The following is a 16939-nucleotide window of genomic DNA, read 5'->3' as shown; positions in this document are numbered from 1 at the left end:
AGGGGATGACCATGCAGATCTCTGAATTGTTGACCCCGGTCTACGACGCCGCCTGGCTGCCGTGGGCCGTGCAGTACTTCTTCCTCATCGGCATCAGCGCCACCACTGCGCTGACCGCCGCTTTCGCGGCCTTTGGCAGCGCGGGTTCGCCCGCCCGCCGGTTGCTGCCCGCGGCCGTGACGGTGCTGCTGGTCAGCGCCATCGCCGCACCCGTGTCGCTGTTGGCGGACCTGCACCAGCCGGGCCGCTTCTGGCACTTCTACGCGCATTTCACGCCCTGGTCCTGGATGTGGCTGGGCGCCTTGCTGCTGCCGGTGTTCGTGACCTTGGCGCTGCTGTTCTGCGCCGCCTGGTGGTGGGGCCGCATCGGCTGGGTGCGCGCGCTGGGCATGGCGCTGGCGGTGTCGGCGCTGTCGATCCTGGTCTATACCGGCGCCGAGGTCATGGTGCTGCGTTCGCGGCCGCTGTGGCACACGGTGTTCCTGCCGGTGAACTTTGCGCTGACCGCCTGGCTGGGCGCGCTGGGAGCCATGTTCCTGGTGGGCCGCTGGCTGCGGGGCGGCACGCAGGCCATGCCGGTGGAACTGTTGCGCAGCCTGAGCGTGACGGCGGTGGTGATGATGGCGCTGGGCGCCGGCGCCTGGGCGCTGCTGGGCCTCTTGGGCATGGACCCTTCGTTCGACGCCGCGCTGCGCCTGTTCGCCGAGTTCCCGATCTGGCGCGTCAGCCTGGCGGGCGCGGTGGCGACCGGCTTCTGCATGATCGCGCTGTTGCAGCGCCCGGCGCGCACGCTGGCCGCGCCGCTGCCTTCAGCGGCGCTGGCACTGACCATGTTGGCGGCTGCGTGGATCTTCCGCTGGGTGGTCTTCATGAGCGTGCAGGGCGTGCCGAAGTACGGCGCCGGCCTCTACCTGTACGACATGCCCTGGGGCAGCGATGGGTTGCTGGGCATGGTGGGCGTGCTGGGCCTGTGCGTGGCGCTGGTCGCCGCCGTGACCTACGCCCTGGAACTGTTCCCGGCGCGCACGCGGGGCGTGGCGGCCTGAGCGCCGCCGCCCGGGCCTGTGTGTGCGCAGGCCCTAGACGAAAGAACATGGAATGAAAGCAATGGACAAGCAACACGAAGACGACAAGCGCGACGCCCCGCCGGACGAGGCCGCCAATCAGCCGCGCGACGAGGCGCGGCGCAAGCTGATGGTGCGCGGCGGCGTGGTCGCCGGCGGCATGGCGGCGTTCGCGGCGGGCTACGGCGAGACCGTGGTCCGGGCCGTGAAGGGCCTGGCGCAAGGCACGGCGGGCGTGCCCACGGCGCATGCCGTGCGCGGCAATTCACTGACGCCGGAATTCCGCATCGATCCCTTGACCGGCGTGCTCAGCGCCCAGCCGGGCCAGACGGTCAGCCCCTCCAGCTGCCTGGGCTGCTGGACCCAGTGCGGCGTGCGCCTGCGCGTGGACACGAAGGAAAACCGCATCCTGCGCGTGGCCGGCAACCCCTACCATCCGCTGGCCACGACCCGACCGGCCGCGATGGAAGCGCCGGTGCGCGACGTCTATGCGCAACTGGGCGGCGACAACGGCCTGGAAGGACGCGCCACGTCCTGCGCGCGCGGCTCGGCCATGCTGGAGCAGATGAACAGCCCGTTCCGCGTGCTGCAGCCGCTCAAGCGCGTGGGCAAGCGCGGCGAGGGCAAGTGGCAGACCATCTCGTTCGAACAGCTGGTTCAGGAAGTCTGCGAAGGCGGCGATCTGTTTGGCGAAGGCCAGGTGGACGGCCTGCGCGCCATCTTTGACCGCGAAACGCCGCTGGATCCGCAGAATCCCGAGTATGGCGCCAAGGTCAACCAGTTCCTGTTCACCGACGCGTCCAACGAAGGCCGTACGCCGCTGATCCAGCGCTTTGCCGGGCAATCGTTCGGCACGGTGAATTTCAGCAACCACGGTTCCTATTGCGGCCAGAGCTTCCGCGTGGGCGCGGGGGCGGCGCTGGGCGATCTGAAGGGCATGCCCCACGGCAAGCCGGATTGGGACAACGCGCGCTTCGGCCTGTTCATCGGCGCGGCGCCGGCGCAGGCCGGCAACCCGTTCCAGCGCCAGGCCCGCCAGTTGGCCGAGGCCCGCGTGCGGCCGGAAGAGACTGGCTTTACGTACGTGGTCGTGTCGCCGATGCTGCCTGCCTCGTCCAGCCTGTCGGCGGGATCGGGCAATGAATGGGTGCCGGTCAATCCGGCCGGCGACCTGGGTCTGGCCATGGGCCTGATCCGCTGGATCCTGGACAACGAACGTTACGATGCCCGCGCGCTGGCGCAGCCCGGCCCTGCGGCCATGAAGGCCGCGGGCGAGGCGGCCTGGACCAACGCCACCCATCTGGTGGTGGCGGAACCTGGCCATCCCCGCCTGGGCAGTTTCCTGCGCGGCGCCGACCTGGGCTGGCCGCGTCCGGCCGATGCCGGCGAGAAGTGGGAAGACGCGTACGTCGTGCGCCTGGAAGACGGCACGCTGGCGCCGCACACCGCGGCCGCGCCCGCCACGCTGTTCGTGGACGACGCGGTCGCCGCGCCCGGCATGGATGGCGCGCCAGAAGCGCTGCGCGTGCGCAGTTCGCTGTCGCTGCTGCGCGAGGAAGCGCGCCGCAAGACGCTGGACGAATACGCGGAACTGAGCGGCGTGCCGGCCGCCAAGATCGCGTCGCTGGCCGAGCGTTTCACCAGTTACGGCAAGCGCGCCGTGGCCGATGCGCACGGTGGCACCATGAGCGGCTCGGGCTTCTATACGGCCTATGCCATCGCCATGCTGAACACGCTGGTGGGCAACCTCAACGTGGAAGGCGGCCTGGTGCTGGACGCGGGTCCGTTCCCCCCCTATGGGCAGGGGCCGCGCTACAACATCGCCGGCTTTGCCAACCGCGCCACGCCCAAGGGCGTGGGCCTGTCGCGCAACCGCTTCCCGTACGAGAAGTCCAGCGAGTTCAAGCGCAAAAAGGCTGCCGGCCAATCGGCCTATCCGGCCGCGGCGCCCTGGTATCCGGCCACCGGCGGGCTCAGCTCGGAAATGCTGGCGTCCGCGCTGGCGGGCTATCCGTACCATGCCAAGGTCTGGTTCAACCACATGAGCAACCCGATCTACGGCATCGCCGGCCTGAAGAACGTCATCATCGACAAGATGAAGGATCCGCGCCTCTTGCCGCTGTCGGTATCGATCAATCCCTTCATCAACGAGACCAACGCGCTGGCCGACTACATCGTGCCGGATACGGTGACCTACGAAAGCTGGGGCGTCTCCGCGCCCTGGGCGGACGTGGTGGCCAAGGCGTCCACCGTGCGCTGGCCGGCCGTGCAGCCGCGCGTGGCGCGTACCGCCACGGATGAGCCGGTCTGCCTGGAAACCTTCCTGATCGCCTGCGCCAAGCGGCTGGGCATGCCGGGCTTCGGCGCGGGCGCCATCTCCGACAAGGACGGCGCCAAGTACGCGCTGGACACGCCGGAGGACTTCTTCCTGCGCGGCATCGCCAACATTGCCTTCGCGGCGGGCAAGCCCGTGCCCGAGGCCAGCGACGACGACATGGCGCTCACCGGCGTGGACCGCTATGGTGCGCTATTGCAGCAGAAGCTCAAACCGGGCGAATGGCGTCAGGTGGCCATGGTGATGAGCCGCGGTGGGCGCTTCGACAAAGTGCAGGATGCCTGGGTGGAAGAGGGCGGAACGCGGCAGACGCGCATGGCCTATGCCAAGCCGCTGCAGGTCTGGAGCGAGGAGCTGGCGGGCTTTCGCCATTCCATGACGGGCGAGCGCTACAGCGGCTGTCCGACCTGGTACCCGACGCGGCTGGCCGACGGCAGCGACATGCGCGCGCAATACACGCGGCAGGACTGGCCCTTCCTGCTCAGCTCGTTCAAGTCCAACCTGATGAGCTCCATGTCCATCGGCGTGAACCGGTTGCGCCAGGTGCATCCGCACAACCCGGTATCGATCAACCGGCAGGACGGCGAACGCCTGGGCATCCGTAACGGCGATGCGGTGCGCATCGTGACGCCGGGCGGCGCGGTGACCGGGCTGGCGCTGCTGCGCGACGGCATCCAGCCGGGCGCGGTGGGGATCGAGCACGGCTACGGCCACACTGAGTTGGGCGCCCGCGCGCACGTGGTGGATGGCAAGCCCATGGCGCACGATCCGGCGCTGGCCGCGGGCGTGAACCTGAACGACCTGGGATTCGGCGACGCCACGCGCGGCGAGCACGCCAACGTCTGGATTGATTGGGTGTCCGGCGCGGCGGTGCGCCAGGGGCTGCCGGCGCGGATCGAGCGGGTCTGAGGACGCAGGCGGCCGGTATCGTGTGCCTCAGGGCACGACGGTATCGGCCACCAGCGTCAGTCCATCCGCATGGATGCCGACGCCGGATAGCGCGCCGCCCAGGTCGCCCGGCCGCGCGGCGGCCGTGCCGGACTTGCTGACGCGGATCTCCACCCGCACCTTGCTGGCGCGCGACAAGGTCGCGTCCGGCGACATGGCGCTGCTGTCGTCCAGCACGAAATCCCGCGGCAGGTCCGAGACCTGCATGCGCAGGATTGCCAGCGGCATGCGCGACCCTTCCTCGGGACGCGCAAGGATGAACACGGTGTCGGAGGGCTGGACCCGCCCGCGCAGCGCGTCGGCGATGCTGGCGCGTCCGCTGATGCGGGCGGCGGTCGCGGAGGGCGCGGGCGCTGCGCCGGCGGACGCAGGAGCCGATGCCGAGACAGGGGCGGATCCGGGGGGCGAAGCCGCGGATGCCGCGGTCGATGCGCCGGCAGTTGTACTGGCAGGCGCGGCCGCCATGGCGCGCGCCTGCGCGATGTTGGACTGGATCTGCCGCGCGGCTTCAGAGTCCGGCGGCAACTGGGCCTGCAACCGTTCCCAATGCGCCAGCGCCTCGGCGGCGTCGCCGCGGCGCAACGCCATCATGCCGGCCAGGGCCAGGGCCTTGGGCTGATCCGGTTGTGCGGCGAGGGCTTGCGCCACTGCCCCGATGGAGGCTTCGTCGGGGTTGCCCTGGTTGGCCGACAGCAGCGCGTCGGCCAGGTCGGCCAGTACCGCGGGCTGGCCGGGGACCAGGCGCAGCACCTGCTGGTAGGCCGCCACTGCATCGACATAGCGTCCCAGGGTTTCATACGAACGCGCCAGCATGTACCAGCCGTCGGCGTCATCGGGCGCGGTCCGCAGCCGCTGGGCCAGGGCATTGATGGCCAGCGTCATGTCGGTGCCGGTATCGGCCGCGTGGGGTTCGGCGGGCTGGCCCGCGCTGGCGTTGGCCGCCGCTCGCGGGTTGCCCAATTGGCCATACAGCAGCACGGCCGCCACCGGGATCAGCACAGTCAGCAGGCAGGCGGCGGTGATGCCCGCGCGCTGCCCGGCCCAGGGTGCGCTGCGCCCGCGCCGCAAGTCCAGATCCTGCAGCAGGTCGCGCTGCAGCTCTTCTTCCGCACGCATGCCCGCAGCGGCAGTGAGGCTGCCGTTGTCCATGTCGCGGCGCAACTGCTCGCGCTGCGCCAGATAGAACGCGCGCACATTGGCCTCGGATTCGGGTTGCGCGGCGGGCGCGCGCCGCAGCAAGGGCGGGATCAGGCAGAGCAGGGTCGCCAGCAGCAGGAGCACCACGATGATCCAGAGTGTGGTCATGAGCCGGTATCCAGGAAGCGCGCCGCGCGCGCGCGTTCGTCGGCGGTCAGGGGGGCGCGCGCGCCGGCGCGGCGCTTCAAGGTGCGTACCAGCACTACGAAGCCCAGCGCCAGCAGGGCGAAGGGTCCCAGCCACAGCAGCCAGGTGATGGGTTTGAAGGGCGGGTCGTAGCGCACGAAGTCGCCATAGCGGTCTTCGAAGAACTGCATGATCTGCGTGTCGCTGCGGCCTTCCGCCAATTGATCGCGGATCAGCTTGCGCATGTCCTGGGCCAATGGCGCGTTCGACTCGGCCAGGGTCTGGTTCTGGCACACCAGGCAGCGCAGTCCATGGGCCAGCTTGTCGGCGCGTTGTTCCAGGACAGGCGGCAAGGGCTGCGCGGCGCCAGCGTGGACTTGCGCGCGCGCGGCGGCGGTCAAGGCCAGCGCCAGCAGCAGGGCGCGCAGGACGGCCCGCAACAGGCTGCAAGACAGGGCAGCGGGCCGCTTCATCGCAGCGCCTCGATGGCGGGCTGGATGCGGTCGCGCCAGATCTCGGGCGTGATCAGGCCCAGCTGCTTGTAGCGGATGCGGCCGTCGCGGTCGATCACGAAGGTCTCGGGCACGCCGTACACGCCATATTCGATGCCGACGCGGCCGTCAATGTCGCTGGCGGATGCGATGTAGGGATTGCCATTGCGCGCCAGCCAGGCTTCGGCTTCTTCCGGCTTGTCCTTGTAGTTCAAGCCGTACAGCGGAATACCGTGGCGCCGGGCGGCTTCGCGCAGCACCGGCAGTTCGTCCTTGCATGGCCCGCACCAAGATGCCCACACATTCAGCAGCCAGACCTGGCCGCGCAGCGATTGCACCTCCAGCTTTTTGCCGGGATCCAGCAGCACGGGCAGGCCGATGGCGGGGGCGGGCTTGTCGATCATGGCCGAGGGAACCGCCCGCGGATCGCGCGACAGGCCCATCGCCAGGAACACGGCCATGGCCAGGAAGGCGGCCAGCGGCACCAGGTAACGCAGCATCAGGCTCCCTCCCGCGTGGGTCGCGCGGCGCCGGGCATGGCCGATTGCGGCACGCGCGCAGGTTCCTGGGCGCGGCGGTAGCGCTTGTCGCCGGCCGCCAACAGACCACCCAGCGCCATCAGGATGCAGCCTGTCCAGATCCAGGTCATGAAGGGCTTGACCTGCAGGCGCACCGTCCAGGCCTTGTCGCCCACCGGTTCGCCCAGCGCCACGAACAGGTCGCGGGTGAAGCCGCTGTCGATGTCGGCCTGGCTCAGCGCCATGTCCTGCACCGTGTAGAGGCGCTTTTCCGGATACAGCGTCAGCACCGGCTTGCCGTCCCGGGTCACCGGGAATACGGCGCGCTGCGCGCTGTAGTTCGGCCCGGCAGCCGGGGCAATGCTGGCGAAGGTGAAGGCGTAGCCGCCCGCTTCCTGGGTGGAGCCGAGCTCCATCCGCAGCTCCTGCTTGACTTCATAGCCGTTGGCCAGGGTGACCCCGGCAATGAAGATGCCTACACCCGCGTGCGCCAGCAGCATGCCGTACCAGGAACGCGGCTGGCGGCCCAGCCGACGCAGCCATTGGCCGTCGCCGTCCGTCAGCCGCTGCCAGGCGTGCGCCGCGGCGCTGGCGACCGACCAGGCGGCCAGCCACAGCCCCAGCATCACCATGGGCGACCCCAGCCGCGCCGGGCCCGGCATGGCCAGCGGCAGCAGGACCGCGGTCGCGACGCTGACTGCGAAGGCCACGCGCAGGCGGCGGCCCAGGTCGGGCAGCTCTGCCTGCTTCCAGCGCGCCACCGGACCGACGCCCATCAGGAAAATGGCCGGCGTCATCAGCGGCACGAACACGGCTTCGAAATAGGGCGGACCGATGGAGATCTTGCCCCACTCCAGCACGTCCAGCACGACCGGATACAGCGTGCCCAGCAGCACCGAGCCCGCCGCCACCGTCAGCACCACATTGTTGGACAGCAGCAGGGATTCGCGCGACAGCAGCGAGAATCCGCCGCCCAGGCCTACCGTGGGGGCGCGCCAGGCATAGAGCGCCAGCGATCCACCCACGATCACCAGCATGAATCCCAGTATGTACAGGCCGCGTCCGGGATCCACGGCGAAGGCATGGACGGAGGTCAGCACGCCCGAGCGCACCAGGAACGTCCCCAGGATGCTGAGCGAAAACGTGCAGATCGCCAGCAGCACGGTCCAGCTGCGGAAAGCGCCGCGCCTCTCGGTCACGATGAGGGAATGGATCAGCGCGGTGCCCGCCAGCCAGGGCATGAAGGAGGCATTTTCCACGGGATCCCAGAACCACCATCCGCCCCAGCCCAACACGTAATAGGCCCAGGCGCTGCCCAGGAGTATGCCTATGGTCAGGAAGGTCCAGGCCGCCAGCGTCCAGGGGCGCACCCAGCGCGCCCACATGGCGTCCAGTTCGCCCGACAGCAGCGCCGCGATGGCGAAGGCGAAGGCCACGGAGAAGCCGACGTAACCCATGTACAGCATGGGCGGATGCACGATCATTCCCGGATCCTGCAACAGCGGATTCAGGTCGCGTCCGGCCATGGCGGGCGGCATCAGGCGCTCGAAGGGGTTGGACAGGAACAGCAGGAACAGCAGAAAGCCCACGCTGATCCAGCCCATCACCGCCAGCACACGGCCGACGAAGGGCAGGGGCAGGCGGCGGCTGCACAGCGCCACGGCCAGGGTCCAGGCCGTCAGGAGGTACAGCCACAACAGCAGCGATCCTTCATGTCCGCCCCACACCGCCGCGAAGCGGTAGGCGGCGGGCAGGTCCGCATGCGAATTCGCGGCCACGTACAGCACGGAAAAATCGTTGTCCACGAACGCCCAGGCCAGGCAGCCTATGGCCACGGTGGTCAGGCCGAACTGGCCGATGGCGGCGGGCCGCGCCACCCTCAGCCCCGCCTGCCAGCCGGTGGCTGCGCCCACCAGCGGCAGCACGCCTTGCGCCAGCGCCACCAGCAGCGCCAGGATCAGGCTGAACAGGCCGATCTCGGGAATCATTGCGCCTCCGCGCGCATGGCGTTGGGCCCGGCGCCCGCGCGCTTGAGCGCATCGGCGGCCTCGGGCGGCATGTAGTTCTCGTCGTGCTTGGCCAGCACCTCGGTGGCGCGGAACACGCCGTCCGGCCCCAGCTTGCCGGCCACCACCACGCCCTTACCCTCGCGGAACAGGTCGGGCAGCAGTCCCTGGTAGGTCACCGGCACGGTGTGCGCGGTGTCCGTCACCACGAAGCGCAGCGTCAGCCCGTCGGCCTCGCGGCGCAGCGACCCTTGCTCCACCAGGCCGCCGACGCGGAAGCTGCCGCTGGCGGGCGCTTCCTTGGCCACCACCTGCGTGGGGCTGAAGAAAAACACCAGGTTGGATTGCAGGGCATTGAGCACCAGCGCGGCGGCCGCGGCCAGAAGGCCCAGGCCGCCCAGGATGGCCAGCGCGCGGCGCTTGCGCGGGCTCATCGCGCCGTCCCGTCAGCGCGGGCGGTATTCTGCGCCGCGCGCCGGGCGCGGCTACGGCGCCATAACACCAACGCTTCCAGGCCGATCAGCGCCAGCGTCACGCCGTACGCACCCAGCAGATAGGGGCTGTGGCCTTGCAGCGAGAACAGCGCTTGCCAGCTCATGCCGCCTCCCGCCGCGTCCGGTCCGCGCGGACCGCACCCGGCTCGCGCTCGGCAATGATGCCGCGCACGCGCGCCAGCGCGGCCGCTGCGCTATAGAGCCAGAACGCCGCCACCATCAGCAGCATCGCGGTCACCATGATATGGGCCATGCTGGGCGCGGTGGTGAGATTGATCGATGCGCCCTGATGCAGCGTGCTCCACCAGCGCACCGAAAAATAGATGATGGGCACGTTGATCACGCCCGCCAGCACCAGGATGGCGCCGCCGCGGTCGGCGCGCTGCGCGTCGTCGGCAGCGGCTGCCTGCAAGGCCATGAAACCCAGGTACAGGAACAGTAGTATCAGTTCGGAGGTGAGCCGCGCGTCCCATACCCACCAGGCGCCCCAGGTCGGCTTGCCCCACAGCGCGCCGGTCCACAGGGTCAGGAAGGTGAACAGCGCGCCGGTGGGAGCCAGCGCCCGCATCATCATGAACGACAGGCGGGTATTGAAGATCAGTCCCAGCGTGGCGTACAGCGCCATGACCAGGTACAGGAACATCGACATCCAGGCCGCCCCGACATGGATGAAGAGGATGCGGTAGACCTCGCCCTGCTGGCTGTCGGTGGGGGCGACGGCCAGCCCCACATACAGGCCTGCGGCCGCGAACAGCGCGGCGCCCAGCGCCAGCCACGGAATCATGCGGCCTGCCAGCGGATAGAAGGCAGCGGGCGAGGCGTAGCGCAGCCAGCCCGCGCCAGCTGCCGCGGCGGGCGGATATGCATTCAGGGCAGGGTGCTTGTGCATGGCGTCCTCAGTCCAGCGCCACGCGCAGCGCCGCCGAGGCGCTCCAGGGGCATAACAGGATGGCCAGGCACAGGCATGCGCCCAGCAATGACAATTGCGGTCCGGCGCCCATGCCGGCGTGCGAGGCCGACACCGCGCCAGCGCCGAAGATCAGCACCGGCACATACAGCGGCAGCACCAGCAGCGGCAGCAGGGCGCCGCCGCGCAGGCCCAGCGTCAGCGCCGCGCCCAACCCGCCGACCAGCGCCAGCGTCGGCGTGCCCAGCAGCAGCGACAGGACCAGGATGCCGATGGCCTGCGGCGACAGGCCGAATTGCAGGGCCAGCACCGGGCTGGCCAGGATCAGGGGCAGGCAGCTGCTGAACCAGTGCGCCGCCAGTTTGGCGCCCACCAGCAGCGGCAGCGGATGCGGCGACACCAGCAGCTGTTCCAGCGCGCCGTTGTCGTAGTCCTGGGCGAAAGGCCGGTTCAGCGTCAGCAGGATGCCGAGCAGGGCGCAGACCCACAGCACGCCCGGCCCGATGGCCAGCAGCAGCGCGGGGTCGGGACCGACCGCCAGGGGGAACAGCGTGCCGGCCACGATGAAAAACAGGGTGGCGCCCAGCGTGTCCGCGGGCCGTCTCCAGGCCAGGCGGATTTCACGCAATGCCAACTGCGACAGCGTAGCCAGCATCCGCGTAGTCATCCATGTCCAGGGTTTGAGTATGCGCGGCGGCGGTGCCAGGTTCGCGGTGCGAGGCGAGCACGGCGGCGCCGCCAGCCGCGAGGTGGGCTTCCAGCGCCAGGCGCAATTGCTCCAGGCTGGCCGTGTCCAGCCCGGCGTCGGGTTCATCCAGCAGCCACAGGGGCTTGGCGCCGAGCACGACCGCCGCCAGCGCCAGCCGCCGGCCCTGTCCCTGGGACAGGCGCAGGGCGGGCATGTCGGCGCAGGATTCCAGGCGCCATGCGCGCAAGGTGTCCGATAAACGAGTTTCTGCCTGCGGTGTGCCGGCGACGTGCAGGGCGTAACGCAGGTTCTCGGCGGCGCTCAGCTCGCCGCACAGGCCGTTGCCATGCCCCAGGTAGGCCATGCAGGCACGGTAGCCGGCGGGGTCGTGGCGTGCGTCGCCGCCGCGCCACAGCACGCTGCCGGTCAGCGGCCGCAGCAAGCCCGCGAGCATGCGCAGAAGACTGGTCTTGCCGCTGCCGTTGGCGCCGCGCACATGCAGCAGTTGGCCGCCATGCAGCTCGAAATCCACGGGCGCGGAATAGCCGCGGCGGCTGGTCAGGCCGCGCGCGCAAAGCATGGGCGGCGGCGCATCAGCGGGCCGCATGCGCCACTTCCTTGCCCGGGCCCGTGGGCTCGGGCGCCATGGAGGTCGGGCCCGGTCCCATGTTCGGCAATTTGTGGGCGATGCCCTTGTGGCAATCGATGCAGGTCTTGCTCTTGTCCGCCAGATAGGTGGAGTGCATGTTCTGCGCGCGCGGACTCTGGCGCGTGAAGTCCATGTACTCGTAATTGTGGCAGTTGCGGCATTCCAGCGAATCGTTGGCCTTGAAGCGCGCCCATTCGTGCTGGGCCAGCTCCAGGCGCTTCTCCACGAACTTTTCGCGCGTGTCGATGGTGCCGAAAATCTTGCCCCAGACTTCCTTGGACGCCTGCATCTTGCGCGCTATCTTGTCGGTCCAGTTGTGCGGCACGTGGCAGTCCGAGCACAGCGCGCGCACGCCGGAGCGGTTGGTGAAGTGGATGGTGCCTTTCAGCTCGGCGTACACGTTGTCGCGCATTTCGTGGCAGCCGGTGCAGAACTTCTCGGTGTTGGTGAGTTCCATGGCGGTGTTGAAGGCGCCCCAGAACAGGATGCCGCCGATGAAACCGCCGACCGTCAGGAAGCCCAGGCTGAAATGCACGCTGGGCCGTCGGATGATGTTCCAGTAGCGCTTGATGAGTCCGAGCATGGCTGCCTCCGGTCGCTTACTTCTTGGCGGGCGCCGGGGCGGACAGGCGCTTGAGGATCACATCGATGTCCTGATAAGTATTGGACACCAGAGGCTTGGCCTCGGTCTGCGGCACGTGGCACTGCACACAGAAGTAGCGGCGCGGCGAGACTTCCGCCAGCACGTTGCTGTCGCGGTCCATGTAGTGGGTCACGCTCAGGGGCGGGGCCTGGGTTTCCTCGGTGTTCACGCGGGCGTGACAGGCCAGGCAGCGGTTGAAGTCCTTGTCGACCTGGTAGCCGTCGATCTTGTGCGGAATGGTGGGCGGCTGCATGGAATACGTGCGCATGCGGCGGATGTCCTTGTTTTCGACCGGACTGATGAGCGGCGGGTCGGTTTCCTGCGCGACCGGGGTGGGGCCGCGCATGGGGTCTTCGACCTCCAGCGGCGGCGCCGCCCAGGCGGCCGAACCAAGGATGACGCATGTCGCGAGAGTAAGGGCGCGTAGGTTCATGGCTGTCTCCGGTTCGCCTTTCAGACCTTGACGATCTTGACCGCGCACTTCTTGAAGTCGGTCTGGAACGAGATCGGATCGGTGGCGTCCAGCGTGACCTTGTTGATCAACTGGCCAGCGTCGAACCAGGGCACGAACACCAGGCCGCGCGGCGGCTTGTCGCGCCCGCGGGTTTCCAGGCGCGTGCGCATCTTGCCGCGCCGCGACACGACCTCCACCTCGACGCCGCGCCGCAGGCCCATTTCCTGGGCGTCATCGGGGTGCATGAAACAGACCGCGTTGGGGAAGGCCCGGTACAGTTCCGGCACCCGCCGCGTCATCGAGCCCGAATGCCAGTGTTCCAGGACGCGTCCGGTGGACAGCCAGAACGGGTATTCCTTGTCCGGCGATTCCGCGGGCGGTTCGTAGGGCAGGGCGTAGATCACGGCGCGGCCGTCGGCATTGCCGTAGAACTCGAAACCGGCTCCTGGTTTGACGTAGGGGTCGCTGCCTTCGCGGTAGCGCCACAGCGTTTCCTTGCCCTTGACCACGGGCCAGCGCAGGCCGCGCACTTCATGGTAGGTATCGAACGGCGCCAGGTCGTGGCCATGGCCGCGGCCAAATTCGGCGTATTCCTCGAACAGCCCCTTTTGCGCATAGAAGCCGAAAGCCTCGGCTTCCTGGTTGGCGTAGTCCTTGTCGCGCTCGGTGTTGGGATAGCGGTTGACCTTGCCGTTGGCGAACAGCACGTCGAATAGCGTCTTGCCGCGGTATTCGGGCTTCTTGGCCAGCAGATCCGCAGGCCAGACGTCCTCGACCTTGAAGCGCTTGGAAAACTCCATCAGTTGCCACAGGTCCGAGCGCGCCTCGCCCGGCGCGTTGACCAGCTGGTGCCAGAACTGGGTGCGGCGTTCCGCGTTGCCGTAGGCGCCTTCCTTTTCGACCCACATGGCGGCCGGCAGGATCAGGTCGGCCGAAATAGTGGTGACGGTGGGGTAGGCGTCCGACACCACGATGAAGTTGTCGGGGTTGCGGTAGCCGGGCAGGCCTTCATTCATCAGGTTGGCCGCGGCCTGCATGTTGTTGTTGACCATCACCCAATAGGCGTTGATCTTGCCGTCCTTGAGCATGCGGTTCTGCAGGACCGCATGCGCACCCACCTTGCTGGGGATCGTGCCGTCGGGCAGCTGCCAGATTTCCTCGGCGTGCGCGCGGTGCTTGGGATTGGTCACCACCAGGTCGGCCGGCAGGCGGTGCGAGAAGGTGCCCACCTCGCGGGCGGTGCCACAGGCCGAGGGCTGGCCGGTCAACGAGAACGGGCTGTTGCCCGGCGTGGAGATCTTGCCGGTCAGCAGATGGATGTTGTAGACCATGTTATTGGCCCATACGCCGCGGGTGTGCTGGTTGAAACCCATGGTCCAGAAGGATGTGACGCGCACCTTCGGGTCGGCATAGAGTTCGGCCAGCTCTTCCAGCTGCTTCTTGGGCAGGCCGCTCAGCTTGGCGGTGTAGTCCAGGTCGTACTTGGCAACGAACTTGGCGAAATCGTCGAACGTAATGGGCTTGGAGCCGCCGGCGTCGCCCGCGTTCTTGGCGGCCTTCTGCAGCGGATGATCGGGCCGCAGGCCGTAGCCGATGTCGGCATTGCCTTCGCGGAAAGTCGTGTGCTTGTCCACGAAATCCCGGTTCACGCGCTTGGTCTGGATGATGTGGTTGGCGATGTAGTTCAGGATCGCCAGGTCCGTCTGCGGCGTGAAGGTCAGCGCGATGTCGGCCAGCTCGTAGGAACGGTGCTCGAAGGTGGACAGCACGACGACTTTGGTCTTGGGCGCGGACAGTCGGCGATCGGTCACGCGGGTCCACAGGATCGGGTGCATCTCCGCCATGTTGGAGCCCCACAGTACGAAGGCATCGGCGTTCTCGATGTCGTCGTAACAGCCCATGGGCTCGTCAGCGCCGAAGGTGCGCATGAAGCCCACCGCGGCCGAGGCCATGCAGTGGCGCGCGTTCGGGTCCAGGTTGTTGCTGCGAAAGCCCGCCTTCATCAGCTTGAGCGCGGCATACCCTTCCCAGACGGTCCATTGGCCCGAGCCGAACATGCCCACGGCCTCGGGACCCTTGTCCTTCAGTACGCGCTTGAACTGCTCGGCCATGACGTCGAAGGCCTGGTCCCAGGACACTGGGGCAAATTCACCGTCCTTGGCGTACTTGCCGTCCTTCATGCGCAAGAGCGGCGTGGTCAGCCGGTCGTTGCCGTACATGATCTTGGACAGGAAATAACCTTTGACGCAGTTCAGGCCCTTGTTCACCTCGGCGTTGAAATCGCCGTGCGTGGCCACGACCTGGTTGTCCTTCACGGCGACGTTCACGCCGCAGCCGGTCCCGCAGAACCTACAGGGCGCCTTGGACCACTTGAGCTTGGCGGCCTCGGATTCGGTGACGATGTTCTGCGTGTAGCCGACGATGGGTATGCCAGCCACAGTCGCGGCCGCGGCCGCGGCAGATTGCTTGATGAAGTCTCTACGAGCCATTGCCATCGTCAATCTCCTCGTTCATCGCGTCCAGCGAGTCGGCGTGCTGGTAGACCAGCGCCGAAGCCAGCACGCCATCCAGGCGCTGGATCTCTGAGATCCGGGCCATCATGTCGTCGGTGGAGGGGGCTTCCAGGGTGACCACCAGCTTTCCAGTGTCGGAAGCGCCATGGATTTCCGCTCCGGCAATTGCAAGAATCGCCTGGCGGACGTCGGGCAAGCGGCGCGGCGCGGCGTGCACCACCATGCTGGCGATGTGCAGCTCTGGCGGCGCCGCAGGCGGCGCGGAGTGGGGGAGCGCGGACATGGGAGGGGTTCCGTCGCGTCGCATCAGCTACCGGGAGGGCCGGCAATCAGCTGATAGAACCAGACGAGGAAACCGTAGCCTGCCACGATGATGACCGACAGGACGGGGGCCATGACAGCCGTCAGGAACAGGAAACTTCGTAGTTCCTGAGGCTTGGTGTAGCCATCGGACTCGTTTTGCACACAGCACCTCACTACGACAGTTGGGGCATTGCGTTTAACGTGCGGATACCGAAGCTTTTAGCAGATGGCTTTGAAGGGCGTCAATGTTGCACCACGGCGTAACAATGTGCTGGGACGGATGGGCGGTTCAAGCAGCTGGCGGGAGCAGCGCTGGAATGTCCCGCTTCAACAGGTCCAGGACCGCCCGCACGCGCTGCGGCATCGGACGCAGGGGCGGAATCAGCGCATTGAGCGGAAGCGGCGGAACGCGATAGCCGTCCAGCAGTTCGACGAGGCGTCCTTGCGCCAGTGCCTTGGCGCACGCGGGATGCTGCAGGATGCCGATGCCGCCGCCGCAGAGGATCAGATCGTACATGGGACGCCAGTGGCTGACCGTCATGGCGGTCCTGATGCGCGTCTGGACCACCGGCCCGTTTTCGCGCGAGAGCGGCACCTGGTCGTTCGCGAAAATGGCCTTCAAACGAATGAACGGATGGAAGGCCAAGTCCGCCGGCGTTTCTATGGGGCCGTGAGCCGCAAGGTAACAAGGCGCCGCGACCAGCTTGCGGGCCACCCAGCCAAGCGGGAAAGCTATATAGCCTCCGTTTTCATTGAGGCGGCCCAGCCGCAGCGAAATGTCGAGGCCCTCGGTGACCGGGTCGGCGATGGTGTCGTTCAGCATGAGATCCACGTGCAGATCGGGGTGTGCCGTGCGCACGTTCATCAGGGCCTTGGGAACCACGATCTCGCCCAGGCACTGCGGCGCGGCGAGTCTCAGGCTTCCTTGTATCTTGGCGTTACTTAACGATACGGAATTTATTGTCAATTCCGCCGCGTCCAGCAGCTGCTTGCCCTGTTCGTAGAACGTCCGGCCTTCAGCCGTGCAGCTCAGCTTGCGCGAACTGCGCACCAAGAGGCGGGCGCTTAGGAAACGCTCCAGCTTGTCGATGCGTTCGCTCACGGATGGTTGGCTCATGTCGAGATCGCGCGCCGCGCCCGAGATGGTTCCGCGTTCCACCACGCGGAGAAAAATGCGTATCGCTGCCAACAAATCCACGGAACGCTCCTCATGAAACCAATGCCCCGATTCTGAGACGGATGAGCGGTCCATTTGTTTAGTGGGTGGAACGGCGGAAATGTTGGTTTCCGCTGTTACCTACCTGCGGCCAGCCGGCATAGGAAGGCTGCGCCGATACGTCCCATAGGCCCAAGTGCAATGTGCGATTGCAATTGCGCGCCGTAGTCTTGGCCTCAATGCATCACCCGATGCAGTCGCTGCGGGACTCCTCCGCCGGCAAGCGAGGCGTCCCGCGTTGGTCCTGGCGCATTTCCTTTTCCATCTCCATCAATAGATCGACCGCTTGCGTGGCGCAGTTGGCGAGAGCCCGGCCGCTTGCATAGCGGGTGGCGTTAGTCGCCGCAGCGTGTTCCGGGTGCCGTTTGAGTCACACGTAATGGCTGC

Annotated in this window: 17 protein-coding genes; 2 read left to right on the top strand and 15 right to left on the bottom strand. The window is 67.7% G+C overall.

Annotation, left to right across the window (positions count from 1 at the left end):
- Positions 1-11: 11 nt before the first annotated feature.
- Together nrfD and AC1RHV_RS30735 are read left to right on the top strand one after the other, a co-directional pair.
- Positions 12-1046 (top strand): NrfD/PsrC family molybdoenzyme membrane anchor subunit, encoded by a 1035-nt coding sequence (gene nrfD / locus AC1RHV_RS30740; protein ID WP_054459218.1) that lies wholly within the window; start codon positions 12-14, stop codon positions 1044-1046.
- 61 nt (positions 1047-1107) lie between these two features.
- Entirely contained in the window at positions 1108-4308 is a 3201-nt protein-coding gene (locus AC1RHV_RS30735; protein ID WP_492302669.1) for a tetrathionate reductase subunit A, read from the top strand.
- Between the two features lie 27 nt (positions 4309-4335).
- Here AC1RHV_RS30735 and ccmI read toward each other — a convergent pair whose 3' ends face one another.
- The 15 genes from ccmI to AC1RHV_RS30660 form a co-directional block, all read right to left on the bottom strand.
- Positions 4336-5652, bottom strand: a complete 1317-nt coding sequence (ccmI, locus tag AC1RHV_RS30730; protein ID WP_492302667.1) for a c-type cytochrome biogenesis protein CcmI — start codon at positions 5650-5652, stop codon at positions 4336-4338.
- Positions 5649-6143 (bottom strand): cytochrome c-type biogenesis protein, encoded by a 495-nt coding sequence (locus tag AC1RHV_RS30725; RefSeq protein WP_254596598.1) that lies wholly within the window; start codon positions 6141-6143, stop codon positions 5649-5651. Before AC1RHV_RS30725 ends, ccmI begins: the two co-directional genes overlap by 4 nt.
- The gene (locus AC1RHV_RS30720; protein ID WP_054459197.1) at positions 6140-6661 is read right to left on the bottom strand and encodes a DsbE family thiol:disulfide interchange protein; all 522 of its coding nucleotides are present in this window, start codon (positions 6659-6661) and stop codon (positions 6140-6142) included. Before AC1RHV_RS30720 ends, AC1RHV_RS30725 begins: the two co-directional genes overlap by 4 nt.
- A complete protein-coding gene (locus AC1RHV_RS30715; RefSeq protein WP_192353244.1) occupies positions 6661-8667 on the bottom strand; it encodes a heme lyase CcmF/NrfE family subunit in 2007 nt (668 codons plus the stop codon). Before AC1RHV_RS30715 ends, AC1RHV_RS30720 begins: the two co-directional genes overlap by 1 nt.
- The gene (gene ccmE, locus AC1RHV_RS30710) at positions 8664-9119 is read right to left on the bottom strand and encodes a cytochrome c maturation protein CcmE (RefSeq protein ID WP_054459201.1); all 456 of its coding nucleotides are present in this window, start codon (positions 9117-9119) and stop codon (positions 8664-8666) included. Before ccmE ends, AC1RHV_RS30715 begins: the two co-directional genes overlap by 4 nt.
- Entirely contained in the window at positions 9116-9283 is a 168-nt protein-coding gene (gene ccmD, locus AC1RHV_RS30705) for a heme exporter protein CcmD (protein ID WP_054459202.1), read from the bottom strand. The genes ccmE and ccmD overlap by 4 nt, the downstream gene beginning before the upstream one ends.
- Positions 9280-10068, bottom strand: a complete 789-nt coding sequence (ccmC, locus tag AC1RHV_RS30700) for a heme ABC transporter permease CcmC (protein WP_306653547.1) — start codon at positions 10066-10068, stop codon at positions 9280-9282. Before ccmC ends, ccmD begins: the two co-directional genes overlap by 4 nt.
- A 7-nt stretch (positions 10069-10075) precedes the next feature.
- Complete coding sequence (gene ccmB / locus AC1RHV_RS30695) at positions 10076-10741, bottom strand: heme exporter protein CcmB (protein ID WP_013393089.1); 666 nt, start codon at positions 10739-10741, stop codon at positions 10076-10078.
- A complete protein-coding gene (gene ccmA / locus AC1RHV_RS30690) occupies positions 10707-11381 on the bottom strand; it encodes a heme ABC exporter ATP-binding protein CcmA (RefSeq protein ID WP_492302663.1) in 675 nt (224 codons plus the stop codon). Before ccmA ends, ccmB begins: the two co-directional genes overlap by 35 nt.
- The gene (locus AC1RHV_RS30685; protein WP_054459208.1) at positions 11368-12006 is read right to left on the bottom strand and encodes a cytochrome c3 family protein; all 639 of its coding nucleotides are present in this window, start codon (positions 12004-12006) and stop codon (positions 11368-11370) included. Before AC1RHV_RS30685 ends, ccmA begins: the two co-directional genes overlap by 14 nt.
- Before the next feature lie 16 nt (positions 12007-12022).
- On the bottom strand, positions 12023-12499 hold the full coding sequence (locus tag AC1RHV_RS30680; protein ID WP_054459211.1) for a nitrate reductase cytochrome c-type subunit: 477 nt from the start codon (positions 12497-12499) through the stop codon (positions 12023-12025).
- A gap of 20 nt (positions 12500-12519) precedes the next feature.
- Positions 12520-15015, bottom strand: coding sequence for a periplasmic nitrate reductase subunit alpha (napA, locus tag AC1RHV_RS30675; protein ID WP_054459212.1), 2496 nt, complete (start codon positions 15013-15015; stop codon positions 12520-12522).
- Positions 14999-15316: a chaperone NapD gene (locus AC1RHV_RS30670; RefSeq protein ID WP_054459214.1), complete on the bottom strand. Its 318-nt coding sequence runs from the start codon at positions 15314-15316 to the stop codon at positions 14999-15001. Before AC1RHV_RS30670 ends, napA begins: the two co-directional genes overlap by 17 nt.
- A 23-nt stretch (positions 15317-15339) precedes the next feature.
- Positions 15340-15498, bottom strand: a complete 159-nt coding sequence (napE, locus tag AC1RHV_RS30665) for a periplasmic nitrate reductase, NapE protein (protein ID WP_013393095.1) — start codon at positions 15496-15498, stop codon at positions 15340-15342.
- A 127-nt stretch (positions 15499-15625) separates the two neighbouring features.
- Complete coding sequence (locus AC1RHV_RS30660; protein WP_119451820.1) at positions 15626-16534, bottom strand: LysR family transcriptional regulator; 909 nt, start codon at positions 16532-16534, stop codon at positions 15626-15628.
- Positions 16535-16939: the final 405 nt, after the last annotated feature.

Source organism: Achromobacter sp. GW823-FHT04E03 (genome assembly GCF_058796095.1).
The sequence above is the reverse complement of the archived record's forward strand: the minus strand, read 5'-3'. Positions and strand labels throughout refer to the sequence as shown.